The following is a 13,053-nucleotide window of genomic DNA, read 5'->3' as shown; positions in this document are numbered from 1 at the left end:
TATGGGACTTGATATTAGCATCGAGCTTTTGACGCTCATTATGTTCGGAAGCCTACTGGCGCTTCTGATGGCTGGCTTGCCGCTGGCCTTTGTGACCGGTGGTCTGGCCTGTGTGTTCCTGTTCGTCCTCGGGGATGAACGCGCCCTGAACATTGTGCCAAGCCGCATCTTCCCGCTGATGACCAACTATCAGCTATCCGCCATTCCCCTGTTCATATTCATGGCCGCCATGTTGGAAAGGGCGGGATTGATCAACGAAATGTTCGACGTGATCTACAAGGTTCTGGGCGGTGTCCGTGGTGGCCTTGCTGCTGCAACTGTTCTTGCTTCGACCGTTCTTGCGGCGATGGTGGGTGTGATCGGAGCAGCGGTTGTGACCATGGGTATCATCGCCCTGCCCGCCATGTTGAACCGTGGGTATGACCCCAAAATCGCGATGGGATCGATCATGGCTGGTGGTACGCTGGGCATCCTGATCCCGCCGTCCATTCTTGCGATCATCTACGCGGTGGTTGCGGAACAGTCGGTGGGTGAACTGTTTATCGGCGCGGTTATCCCCGGCCTGATGTTGTCCGGTTTCTACATCCTCTATGCGGTCATCCGCTGTACGATCAATCCGGACCTCGGGCCTGCGATCCCTGTATCGGAACGCGTGTCCAATATCGAAAAGGTCCGCCTGATTGGTCGCATGTCCGCCCCGATCGCACTGATCGTTGTGGTTCTTGGTGTCATCTTCTCGGGTGTTGCGACACCTGTTGAAGCCGCTGGGATCGGTACCTTCGGTGCGTTCATCGTGGCAGCCATTCACCGCAAGCTGGACTGGCAGACGGTACGGGAGGCAAGCCTGACCACGCTCAAGGCGTCGGCCATGGTGATCTGGATCATGTTTGGCGCGACGATCTTTGTGGGGCTCTATGTCCTGGAAGGTGGTCAGCAGTTCGTACAAGAAAGCCTTGCCGCCACAGGTCTTGGCCCTTGGGGTATTCTGATCCTGATGCAGGTTCTGCTGGTGATCCTTGGCATGTTCCTTGACTGGGTCGGCATTCTGCTGCTCTGCGTTCCGATCTTTGTGCCGATCATCAAGGCGCTGGGCGCGCAGGCCTTCGGTCTGGAAAGTGCCGATGACCTCGTTCTGTGGTTCGGCGTGCTCTATCTGGTGAACATGCAGATGAGCTTCCTGTCTCCACCGTTCGGATACGCGCTATTCTATCTGCGCGGGGTCGCACCTGCGGAAATCCCGATGAGCGACATCTTCAAATCCGCCCTTCCATTCCTGGCGCTTCAGTTGGTGGGCTTGGTGATTTGTATGTTGGTGCCCGAGGTCATCACCTGGCTACCAAACATCGTCTACGATTGACTTGAAAATGTATCAGCCCGTTAGTGAAGATCGTCGATCTGAATGACGGGCTGGTGCCCGCCCAACTGGGCAAAGGCCATCTGGCGGCAGGTAAAGACCAATATCTGCTGATCTAGCGCCACTCGGTTCAACGCCGTGAACATTCTGATAATGCGGTCATCATCCGAGAACACCAGCGCATCATCCAGAACCACCGGAACATGACGCCCCTGCCGCGCAAACAAACGCGCAAAGGCCAGCCGTGTCAGAATAGCGATCTGTTCTTGCGTGCCACCAGACAGGCTATCCAGCCTCTCCTCATCCCCGTTTCGCGTCAGAACTTCGGGCATCACGGTATCACTGTCGAACTGAAGCGCCGCTTCGCCGTGAAGGATTTTCAGCAAAGGTTCGAGTTCTTCCTGAACCGGCCCGAAATACGTCTCACGTGCCTGTTCCCGCATGGCATCCAACACGGTCAGAAGTTTGGTCAAGGCCGCTGCTTCATCTTCGAAACGCTGGACCCGCTGGCTGACACGCTCCAATCGCTCGGCCGTTTCATCGCGCTTTTCTTCGATCCCTTGACCAGCCTGCGCCTCAATCCGCGCGTTCAGATCGGTTTGACGCAATCCAAGCGCGGCACGCCGGTCGTTCGCGGCTTTCATCGCCGCCTCAGACCTTTGCAGATTTGCGCGCACGGTCAGGATATCTGCGGATTGTTTCCGCATATCTTCAAGCGCCTGCGTGGCCTCATTGGTCTTTTGGCTGGCCGTGGCCAAGTCCGATAGCATCTTGGATTTAAGATCACTGCGCGCGGCTTCATCGCCCAGGTCATGATTGAAGCGATCAATGTTTTGCTGGCAAACATTGCGCTCTGCCCCCAATCGGATGACCGTTTCACGATGTTGATCGTAAGACGTTTGTGCGGCAGAAGTGGCAACCTGCAAGGTATTCAAAGCGTCTTCGGATGACCTGAGAGCATGACGCGCCTCATCAACAGTGACGCCTTCACCGTCGTCAGCATCTAGGTTCTGCCCAAGCGCAGCGAGCTCTTTCACGCGCGCATGAATGGCGTCTATTCCGTCCGGAGCAAGGGCGTTAAGAACCTGTTTTGCGGTTACTTTTTGCGCCTCGGCGTGTGTTGCGCCCCGTAATGCATTTCTTAGCTCATCCACTGACGACAGCGCGCAATTGTCCAAGATCGCCTGCAATTCTGCGCGATTGCGTTCTAACGCCGTCCGAAGCTGTTCTGTCCCATCCTTGCCTGACGAGAAGACCAGCTTTGCCATGCCCGGAAACTCGATTTCAGATCCGTCGTGCAACGCGATCAACCCATCCTGATCTACGGGCTTTCCATTATGCATCGCCCGTTGATCTGACAAATATGTCAGTTTCAAACTGGGGGCCGTTGCCGCGATCACGGTTTCGGCATGTAGGATATCGCGCGCTAAACCTTCGGCACGGGTGAGATCGGCCTTTGTCGCCTTGGTGGCCTTCAAAATTGACTCCGCTTGGCGGATCGTCTCCACGTGTTCCTTGGCTTGCTTCAGAACACTGTTCAAACGCGCAAGCTCTTGTTCGGCTGATTTCAGCTTTTCATGTTTCAAAGCCTGATCCATCGCCGCGCGACGTTTCTGGATATCTACCTGTCCTGCATTCAAAGCCTGACGCGCTTCGACCAATCGGGCCTTTGATGCGCTCTCTTGCTCGGTCGCCTCTGCGATTTGAGCATTGAGTGATGCCAACTGGCTAACCGCCAAATCAAACTGTCGCGTCTTTTCATCGAAGCCCGACAATTCGCGTGTGATCCGGTCTTGCTCCATTTGGCAGATCACTACTCTTTGCTGCGCCTCAGCGATCTTGCCTTCTTGCGCTTGGGCTTTCCCGAACTCCTGCTGCGCGGCATCCAGATCATCTGCCAGACGTCTGCGTGCGTCCGGATCGTTCAACCGGAAAAGTTCGGCTTCGACCTGCGCACGTTCGCGCAGAGTTGACTGCAACACACTGCATTGCCCTGTCAGGGTTTCCAGTTCATCCTGCAATGCGGCCTGTTCATCCAGCGCCTGCTTCCATGCACCCGTTGGCCGACCAGTCGGCGTGGTGATCGCGCGCAGATCCGTTTCGCAGTCTTTGCGAATCCGATCCATACGACGCCCGCCTGTGACCGCATCGATTTCCCCCATGACAGACGACATCAGATCACGGCGCGCATCGGCCAGCTTCTTTTTCTCGCCCTGACTGGCATTTTCAGCTTCAAGCCCAAGAACGCCCTGCCTGACCCAAAGCAAGCCCGCAGGCCCGCCATCGCCTTCGCCCAAAAGCCGTGTGACCCAAGCCTCGGCTTCGCCGTCCTGCACGATCAATCGATTGGTCGCGCCATCAAACAGCGCCGCGCCCTTTTTACTAAGAAACCGCTTTTCAAGACGATACAGCGCGCCATCGTGTTCAAACTCGGCTGCTATCCGAAGCCCACCGCCCGACGCCGGCTGCAACGATTTGATCGTTTTTCCCGACGATGAATATTTCTCAAAAAACAAGGCGTGGAGCGCATCGAAGAATGTGGTCTTCCCAAACTCGTTTGCTTCGGAAACAACGGTGATCCCGTCCCCGATACCGTCCAGACGGGCGGTTTTCCCGGCGAAACGGCGAATGTTTTCAAGTGTCAGGCTCCGCAGTTTCATGCCTCGCCCTCGGCATAGGAAAACAAGCGGGCTAGGGCCGAGGCCGCAATTTTATCTCCGTCCTCGGCCTCTTGGGCCAGCACATCGGCAGCATGCCGCAGCGCGCCGGTTGTGTCGATCTTATCGAGATCGGTCGTGTCCGGAAGAATGGATAGGCCCGACATATCGACTTCAAAATGAAGGAAATCTGGAGCGACCTTGTTTAATAGATCGATCGCGTCCTGCCGATGCCCGAGTGATTGCCGACCGGTCATCACAACCTCGAAAAGGCAGTGTTGGCGTTGATGCACGTCGGGCATTTGATCATGGAAGATCGACGAAAAATCGTCGGTCTCGGTCAGATCAATATCAAGGTGACGCCAGACTAGTTGGCCCAAGGGCACTTCTTCAACTTTAACCGGCTGACCATGCGCAGAAATTTCCACCAGATTGCATCCGGCCGTTCGGTGTTCTTTGAAACTGTCGGGCTCGGGCGTGCCTGAATACCATGTGTTTGGCAATACCTCGATCCGGCCATGCCAGTCGCCGATGGCAAGGTAGTCCAGCTTGGCAGTTGTGCTTCGATCCGGTGGGATCACCCCGCCGCTGGTGCCGCCGATGTCTTCGGAACTGCGAAAATCGCGGATACTGCCATGTGCCAGCCCGATACGGATCATGTCGCCCGTATCATGGCCTTCCATCCACGCGGTCAGATCGCGGCCCGGATCGCGCGCTGTACAAGGCGCCGGAAGAAGGACCGTTTGCGCATTCAAGGTGATCGCCTCGGCCTCGGTTGCCAGAAGAAAGTTTTCGGGGGCATCCCGCCGCAACACCCGCCAAAGTTCGGTCGCAGCCAGTGAATCGTGGTTCCCCGGCAGAATGACCCACGTCACATCAGGATACTTGGCCACATCGTTCAACATTTGCCGGATCACACGCGGTGGCGGTGTTTCCGCGTCAAAGGTGTCACCGGCCAGCAAGACATGCGACGCTTGTCGCTCCTGCGCCAAAGACCCTAGTCGGGACACAATGGATTGACGGGTCACTTTCAAGGCCGCGCGAACATCTTCTTCAAAACGGCCGAATGGCTTGCCCAAATGCAGGTCGGAACTGTGCAGAAAGCGGATCACAATCAGCGCACCGGATTAACTGACAAGACGCAAACCGCGTTGATATAAAATTGTTTTTGCAAGGCCCGCCCACTCATTCGCATGGCCTAAAAATTTCACCTAGCCGTAGGCAGGTCAAGCATATCTTGGAAAATCACCTTTGCAGGCGACCTGCCGCAAAAGCGCTGAGCCCAAGCATGATCGAAGCCGTCGCAAGGCAGGCAGAAACGCCACCGATCTGATAACTGAGACCGGACAGAACCGTGCCCAACAGCCGCCCACCGGCGTTGGCCATATAGTAAAACCCGACGTCCATCGTCACACGCTCGCCGCTGGTAAACGCAAGGATCAGGTAGGAATGCAAAGACGAGTTCACGGCAAAAATCGCACCGAACACCAGCAATCCTAAAACTAGCGTGACCGTGGTGCCGACACTGACCCCCACGCCCCACAGTACGACGGCCAAAATGGCCGGAATGATGGTCAGAGCAATCACCCAGGTTTGCGCGGCGGCGATCAATTCAGCCTCGGATCGGGATGCAGCGCGCAGGAGTTTGGGCGCGTTGGCCTGAACAAAGCCATAGAGGATTGTCCAAACGGCCATGAAAGACCCGATCATGAAAAAGGCTTGCCGGTTACCAGCCTCGGACCCGTCCGACAGCACCGCGTAAAAGTAAATCGGGATGCCGACAACGAACCACACATCCCGCGCACCAAACAGAAAGACGCGCGCAACGCTTAACCAGTTCACATTCGACGTTGTGGAGAAGACATCGCCGAACTTTGTGCCCTTCTTTCCCTTGGGCAGTCCTGACGGCATTTTCCAGATCACCGCACACAGGATGACAAACAGAATTGCGGCCATACCAAGAACCGAAGGCACAAAGCCCCACACCGCCAAAAGCACGGCCCCCAAGAGAAAGCCAAATCCCTTAACCGCGTTTTTCGAACCGGTCAGAACTGCAACCCAACGGAACAAACCGCCCTGCCCACTGGGTGCAAGCACCTTCACTGCGCTTTTGGCAGACATTTTGGACAGATCCTTGGCCACGCCAGATGCGCCTTGAACGGCCATGACAAAGGCCACGGACAGGCCAATCCCCCAATTCGGATCAAGCTGCGACAGGGCCAACAAGGCCAGAACCTGAAGTGACAGCCCGGCATAGAGCGTTGAAGTCAGGCCAAATCGCGCGGCGATCCACCCTGCGCAAAGGTTCGTCACGACGCCCGCGATTTCATACAGAACAAACAAATAGGCCAGTTGAACCGGCGAAAAACCAAGCGTGTGGAAGTGCAAAAGCACCAACATGCGCAACGCGCCGTCGGTCAGCATAAACGCCCAATAGGCTGCCGTGACCGCGATATAGGCGGTCAGGCCCTCTGTCCGTCCGGTCATAGGCTGTTGCCTACCATCAGGCTGACATCGGCCAAACGGTGCGCATAACCCCATTCGTTGTCATACCACGCGTAAACCTTAAGCTGGGTGCCGTTCACCACCATGGTCGATGGCGCGTCGATAATCGAACTGCGGGCATCGTTGACATAGTCTGTCGAAACCAACGGGCGTTCTTCATATCCGAGAATGCCCTTAAGTTCGCATTCAGCGGCGTCTTTGAAGAACCCGTTCACTTCCTCGACCGAGGTCGGGCGTTCCAGTTCGAACACACAATCCGTCAGCGATGCGTTCAACAAAGGCACGCGCACCGCGTGACCGTTCAAGCGCCCTTTCAGTTCCGGATAGATCATAGTGATCGCCGTGGCGCTGCCCGTTGTGGTCGGGATCAGGGAATTCAACGCAGACCGCGCACGGCGCAGATCTTTGGCGGGGCGATCAACGATTGTCTGCGTGTTTGTCACGTCATGGATTGTTGTGATGGACCCGTGCTTGATACCGATTTTTTCATGCACAACCTTAACCACCGGAGCGAGGCAGTTTGTCGTGCAGCTGGCCGCGGTCACAATCCGGTGCTGAGCCGCATCGTAGATATCGTGATTGATGCCGTAGACCAGATTGACGGCCTCGTCCTCTTTTACAGGGGCCGAGACAACCACCTTTTTCACGCCTGCATCAAAATAGGGCTGCAATTTTTCGGTGGTTTTGAACGCGCCCGTACAATCGATAACCACATCCACGCCCTCGAGCGGAAGCTTGGTCAGGTCGCGTTCATTATAGACGGGCATAAAGGTGCCATCCACTGACAGCCCGCTTTCGTTGCTGGAAAACTCGGCGTTCCAGCGGCCATGAACTGTATCGAACTCAAGCAGATGCGCATGCATAGCGGCATCGCCCACCGCATCATTCAGCCACGCGATCTTGCACCCCTTTTCCAATAAAGGCTTCAGTACAAGTTTTCCGATCCGGCCAAGGCCGTTCAGTGCGTAGGTCGTCACGATAGTCTCTCCATTTAACGTCGCATGCGCGAATACCGGTCTATGATGACAGCGCGATGACAATCAGCCGATGATTTCAAACTTATGTACATCGACCATGCCACGATCTGTAATTTTCAACGCAGGGATAACCGGCAATGCCAAGAAGGCAAGCTGCAGAAACGGCTCATCCAGTGTCACGCCGAGCGATTTTGCAGCCGCCCGAAGATCAACCAGCTGGTCGTGTACCTTTTCAAAGGGATCAAGGCTCATAAGACCGGCCACCGGCAATGGAAGTTCCGCCAGTACCTGACCATCACGCACGACAACAAACCCGCCATCAATCTCGCTCAGTCGGTTTGAGGCAACGGCCATGTCTTCGTAGTTCGCACCGACACAGGCAATGTTGTGATGGTCGTGACAGACGGTCGAGGCAATGGCCCCCGCCTGCATTCCGAAACCCCGTACAAAGCCCGTGGCGATGTTTCCGTTTTTGCCGTGCCGTTCAACAACAGCGATGCGGATCAGGTCGCGGTCGATGTCGGGCTTTTGGTCACCATCGACGATCGCGACATCTTCAGACAGGTGATCCGTCAAAATCTGGCCTTCCCGAATGCCGATGACATCCACCGTTTCACGATTGGTGACACGGCGAAATTCCGAAGCAGCCACCCGCGGTGCCTTGACCGATTTCAGCCCGACCGGATCAATAATTTTCCGGTTGGCAAAAGCATCGTCTGTCAAAAGCTGACCGGCGGCAAAAACCATCTGAACGTCGCAGTCTTCCAGACTTTTGACCGCAACAATGTCAGCACGTTTGCCTGGTGCAATATGGCCGCGATCTTTCAAACCAAACGCTTCGGCGGCGGAAAGCGATGCGGCACGATAGGTTGCCAAAACGGGCGATCCTAGGCCAATCAAACGCCGGATCATAAAGTCCAAATGACCCTGTTCGGCGATATCAAGCGGGTTCCGATCATCGGTGCAAAGGCACATGTAAGGCGCGGTGATATCCGTCAGCAGCGGTTGAAGGGCATCCAGATCCTTGGAAACCGAGCCTTCCCTGATCAGAACACGCATGCCCTTTTGCAATTTTTCACGGGCCTCATCGGGGGATGTGGCCTCGTGTTCGGTAAAAATTCCTGCGGAAACGTAAGCGTTCAGGTCTTTGCCGGACAGCAGCGGGCAATGTCCGTCTTTGTGGCCGCCCTCAAACAGACGCAGCTTGTCCATCATCTGGGGATCGCGATGGATCACACCGGGATAATTCATGACCTCGGCCAGCCCGATGCCCGACCGGTGGTTCATCACCTCTGCGATATCTTCGGCCAGCAATTCGGCACCGGCGGTTTCCATATGGGTCGACGGAACACATGACGACAATTGCACGCGGATATCCATCAGACAGCTTTCGCTGGCCTTCTGGAAGTAGCGGATGCCATCCAACCCGATGACGTTCGAAATTTCATGGGGATCACAAATGGCGGTCGTCACGCCCCGCGGTCCGACGCAACGGTCGAATTCAAAGGGCGTGACCAACGAGCTTTCGATGTGAAGATGTGTATCGATGAACCCGGGCACCAAGGTCAGGCCAGATACATCAACGACCTTCGCGCCCTCATATTCTGCGCCGATCCCGACAATCGTATCACCGCAAATCGCGACGTCGCCGTCAATGAACAGCCCTGTCACCAGATCAAATACCCGACCACCCCGCAAAACGATATCCGCAGGTTCGTCCCCGCGACCCTGAGAAATCCGTTTTTCCAAATCAGCCATTGAGCGCCCCTATTTCCGCATTTCCTTAAGCACACCCTGTTTCCACGGCGGCGTCCAGAGCCAAGGTGCCCGCACAAACGAAAAGAGCGACCCGAAGGCCGCTCTTTTCAATTCTTGACGATTTACCTATCAAGACCGCTCGTTGCGGCTGCTTTTGCCCTCACCCGCGTCGTCGCGCGAATTGCTCGTAAGCGCCAGTATCAGACCGGCGATCAATATCAGCGCAACGAGGCCGATGACGAAAATATCCGTAGCCATGTTGCTTCCTTTCGGTTGTTCATAAGGAAAACGGCCAGAAAACCCATCGGTTCCGGATTTTTTCAAAACCTATCCATCAGAATAGGACGTTTTCTTGGGAACTCGGAAAGATTGCTACAAACTGTCGCTAATGGCTTGACCATGGGTGTAGGAAATTTGGCCCCGTTCCTGCTGGCGCGCACGTGCAGCGGCCACAAGCGCACCGAAGATCCGACGCTGGGCTTTTCGGTAGAACAAATGCTCGGGGTGCCACTGAACGCCTAGGGCAAAAGGATCACGATCGCGTTCGATCGCCTGCACCATACCGCCTTCGTCACGCCCGACGACTTTCAGGCAATCACCCAGCTTATCCACCGCTTGCGTGTGAAGCGCGTTCACGTCGACACAGGCGACCTGAGTGGTCTTTTCGATCAAACTGCCTTTTTCCAGCGTCACCCGTTTGCGCGGCAGGATGGTCCGGTATTTCTTGGAGGTGTAAACGCCGTATGCATCCTGATGAAGCGTTCCACCGGAGACAACGTTGATCATCTGGGATCCACGGCAAATGCCAAGGATAGGAAGGTCGCGTTGAAACGCCTGCCGAATAACATCCGCTTCAAGCGCGTCCCGATCCGGATCAAGCCGCACGCCGATTTTGACTTCGCCGCCATAAAGCGTGGGCGCAATGTCGTCGCCACCGCCAATGATAACGCCATCCACAGAAGCAACATCAATGTCGCGACCAGCCTGCCAACGCACAGCAGTGCCGCCAGCAAGGCGCACGTTGAACCAGATCAGCGGGAATATGCGCCAGCCCGACCGCTTTGATACCGTGACGCCAATTCTGGGGCGTGGCATCAGAAATCCCCTGCCAGCTTGGATGACTCTTTGCGCCAGTCACTCCGGATTGATGTCAGGGACGCGCGGTGTTCTTTCCACGCTTCCTTCAAGTCCTCCAACAGGTCTGCGTCACGGGCGACCTTTTCGATCTTGATCCATCGCTGCCATTCTAATTCAAGCGACCAATCATCCTGATCAATCCGGCAATCCGGCAAGCGGAAATGATAGGTCGGACGTGCTGAAATTGTGGCCATATCCATCTTGGCGGCGACGCGATCCTTATCGATCATTGCAAAGATGCACATCATATCCAGCCCATAGTTCCGCGAAGGCGCCAGTTCCAGATAACAGTCAATCAGCTCTTCCATCGACGCAAAATCGCGTTCGGCCAAAGCATCGACCAACGCGCGCGGATACGGATCAACAAAGGGAAGCGCGCGGCGCGACAGATCGATGTTCGCCGCATCCCGCAACGCGTCTTCACAAAGGGCGTAAGCCGTCAGAACCGGCAGGATTTTTTCCAATGTCAGCGCTTCGACTTCGGGGTTGAAGTGCACACCATACCCAAGCAGTAAACCACCATCTGTACCAACCGCGCCAGCCTGTTTAAGCCGATCTACGATGACATCCAGCTTTCCTAACGCCGTGTGTGGGAACGGTGATGTCACCAACTCGAGCGGCACAAATTTCCTTGCGATATCAAGCAGCTTCTGATCAAAGCTGCTTTCGGCTTGGTGCAGATACTGACTATCCAGATAGACCTCGATATCCCCTATCTCGGTGTCCTCGATGATAAGGCCCTTATCATCACGCGGGACGACATTTCCGCCAAAGCAGTCTATGACGATTTCTGCCACCGCGTCTTCCTTCAAACCGCCAAATTCGATCTCGACGCCAAGCTGCCGTGTGTCGCCGTCGGTGGTTTTCGGGTTGGGAAGCGTGATCGTTCCCTGAGCCTTATCGGTCATCTTGGTCCTCGTTAGTAATCAACAACTTCTGGTTTGAAGTCGGAAATGGTGAACAGAACTTTCACGGCGTAACACTGGTCTTTTAAACCTTGTTCCAAATCGCCCCCCAACTGGGTGACAAAGGCGCGGATCAACCGGCTACCAAGACCAGTTTCACCTGTGGACGACCTATCCGCATGTGGATCAGACGTGTTGCTAATCACTACACTCACTTTCCGATCATCCAAACTTTTAACCGAAATGCGAAGCTCGCAGACACCCTGATCATCTGGACCGCCGTACTTGCCTGCATTGGTCAATGCTTCTGCAATCAAAAGAGAAAGTGGCACCGCTTGATCCGGGTAAAGCTCTACCTCATCAATGTCGCGGATAACGTCGACGCGTGATCCACATTGCGTTTTAACACCACAGATTTGGTCGATCAGGTTGTTCACCAAGTCATGCGTCTGAACCTTTCCCAAATCCTCGGACTGATAGAGCGATCTATGAACAGTCGCGAGGCCCAGGATGCGGTCTTGCAAACGTTGCAGGACCATGCGCGTCTCTTCATGCGTCGCCTGACGGATCTGCATGTTCATGATCGATGAAATCAGCTGCAGATTATTCTTAACTCTGTGATGTACTTCCTTGAGAAGAATGGTTTTTTCATGAAGCGCATCTTCAAGCTGCGCCTCATCGCGCATGATGGATTCAACCATGTTCAGGAAATCATTCTCCATGTCCTGAAGCTCTAGCGCCATATCGGGTGATGTTTTCTGCGATGGAACCCGACGGTTGCGCGCAAAGCCGCGCATCTGACGACGCAAGGTGCGGATATGGCGGATGACCAACCGATTGATCGCCAGATAAGCCACAATCACGCTGGCCGCCCACATCAATAGCGGCAGTGCACGGGCAAAGCGTTGTTGATCTACCGCTTGGGCCGCGACGCTGTCCAAGGGCCAGACACTGACCGCCGTCACAAGACCCGGTATCGATGTTGAAACCGAAAAGATGCGTTCTTGCCCGTCACCGCTGACCGCTTGAAAGCTGCGCTGGTTGCCACCGGCCAGTTCGCTGAAGTTTGTTTGCTTTGGAAGAATTTCCTTGGCGCGTTTAGGGGAAACCGTGGTCGACAGAATTTGTCCCTGCTTGTTGAACGTAATCACATCCACAAAGCCCGGCTCTTCCACTGCTCCTTCCGATGATCTGAGCTCAGACACCGAAAAAGAAATGAGCACCTGACCTTTTAATACGTCACCCTCGAAGAACGGGGAGCTGACGACAACAACCGGCTCGTTGCTAAGAGGTGGATTATCGATGCGTAGAACAGACGGCTCGCGGCTTTTGGCGGCTTCGACCAACAGTGGGAAGACTGTAAGGTCCGCTTCACGTTGCGCGGACAAACACGTCAAGTTCGCATCAGTATCGATAACGCCCAAAAAGTTGTGCAGCCCCTCCGACTGCTGAACTTGGGACAGATGCCGGTAACAGGTTAAGGGATCACCTGCCACAACGTCGGAAAGCGCACTGAGGGTTTGCGCGGCTGCGAGCGTGTTCTGAATGTTGCGACGCTCAGCCGAGATCGCCGTTTCCGTCAGACCGATCACGTTCAACGCCGCACGTTCGCGGGTCACGTCGTGAAGCTCAGATGTTTGCAGGTATGAAACGACGCCAAGCGGGACCAGCGCGATCGACAAAAAGCCGATGATCCGCGCCCCGAGCCCGCTTGGAACTGGTCTGGGTCCAGGTGTTCCGATCATTGCGAACGCGCGCCG

Annotated in this window: 10 protein-coding genes; 1 reads left to right on the top strand and 9 read right to left on the bottom strand. The window is 55.4% G+C overall.

The features are described from left to right. The first annotated feature begins 1 nt into the window (after nucleotide 1). The gene (locus AC4FIA_RS13165) at nucleotides 2–1,357 is read left to right on the top strand and encodes a TRAP transporter large permease (RefSeq protein ID WP_490366235.1); all 1,356 of its coding nucleotides are present in this window, start codon (nucleotides 2–4) and stop codon (nucleotides 1,355–1,357) included. A gap of 20 nt (nucleotides 1,358–1,377) precedes the next feature. Here the strand turns inward: AC4FIA_RS13165 and AC4FIA_RS13160 are convergent, their stop codons facing one another. From AC4FIA_RS13160 to AC4FIA_RS13120, 9 genes are all read right to left on the bottom strand, one after another. Further along, entirely contained in the window at nucleotides 1,378–4,014 is a 2,637-nt protein-coding gene (locus AC4FIA_RS13160; protein ID WP_490366234.1) for an AAA family ATPase, read from the bottom strand. Then, the gene (locus AC4FIA_RS13155) at nucleotides 4,011–5,123 is read right to left on the bottom strand and encodes a metallophosphoesterase family protein (protein WP_490366233.1); all 1,113 of its coding nucleotides are present in this window, start codon (nucleotides 5,121–5,123) and stop codon (nucleotides 4,011–4,013) included. The genes AC4FIA_RS13160 and AC4FIA_RS13155 overlap by 4 nt, the downstream gene beginning before the upstream one ends. A 133-nt stretch (nucleotides 5,124–5,256) precedes the next feature. After that, on the bottom strand, nucleotides 5,257–6,498 hold the full coding sequence (gene arsJ / locus AC4FIA_RS13150) for an organoarsenical effux MFS transporter ArsJ (protein ID WP_490366232.1): 1,242 nt from the start codon (nucleotides 6,496–6,498) through the stop codon (nucleotides 5,257–5,259). Further along, nucleotides 6,495–7,493 (bottom strand): ArsJ-associated glyceraldehyde-3-phosphate dehydrogenase, encoded by a 999-nt coding sequence (locus tag AC4FIA_RS13145; protein WP_490366231.1) that lies wholly within the window; start codon nucleotides 7,491–7,493, stop codon nucleotides 6,495–6,497. Before AC4FIA_RS13145 ends, arsJ begins: the two co-directional genes overlap by 4 nt. 63 nt (nucleotides 7,494–7,556) lie before the next feature. Continuing rightward, on the bottom strand, nucleotides 7,557–9,251 hold the full coding sequence (ade, locus tag AC4FIA_RS13140) for an adenine deaminase (RefSeq protein ID WP_490366230.1): 1,695 nt from the start codon (nucleotides 9,249–9,251) through the stop codon (nucleotides 7,557–7,559). 129 nt (nucleotides 9,252–9,380) lie between these two features. Continuing rightward, nucleotides 9,381–9,509 carry a hypothetical protein gene (locus tag AC4FIA_RS13135; protein ID WP_287476381.1) on the bottom strand — a complete coding sequence of 43 codons (129 nt, stop codon included), beginning with the start codon at nucleotides 9,507–9,509 and terminating at the stop codon, nucleotides 9,381–9,383. Between the two features lie 114 nt (nucleotides 9,510–9,623). Further along, nucleotides 9,624–10,346 carry a gamma-glutamyl-gamma-aminobutyrate hydrolase family protein gene (locus AC4FIA_RS13130; protein ID WP_490366229.1) on the bottom strand — a complete coding sequence of 241 codons (723 nt, stop codon included), beginning with the start codon at nucleotides 10,344–10,346 and terminating at the stop codon, nucleotides 9,624–9,626. Then, nucleotides 10,346–11,296 (bottom strand): amidoligase family protein, encoded by a 951-nt coding sequence (locus AC4FIA_RS13125; RefSeq protein ID WP_490366228.1) that lies wholly within the window; start codon nucleotides 11,294–11,296, stop codon nucleotides 10,346–10,348. Before AC4FIA_RS13125 ends, AC4FIA_RS13130 begins: the two co-directional genes overlap by 1 nt. An 11-nt stretch (nucleotides 11,297–11,307) precedes the next feature. Continuing rightward, nucleotides 11,308–13,038 carry a sensor histidine kinase gene (locus tag AC4FIA_RS13120; protein WP_490366227.1) on the bottom strand — a complete coding sequence of 577 codons (1,731 nt, stop codon included), beginning with the start codon at nucleotides 13,036–13,038 and terminating at the stop codon, nucleotides 11,308–11,310. Nucleotides 13,039–13,053 lie beyond the last annotated feature (15 nt).

Source organism: Thalassococcus sp., assembly GCF_982780845.1.
The sequence above is the reverse complement of the archived record's forward strand: the minus strand, read 5'-3'. Positions and strand labels throughout refer to the sequence as shown.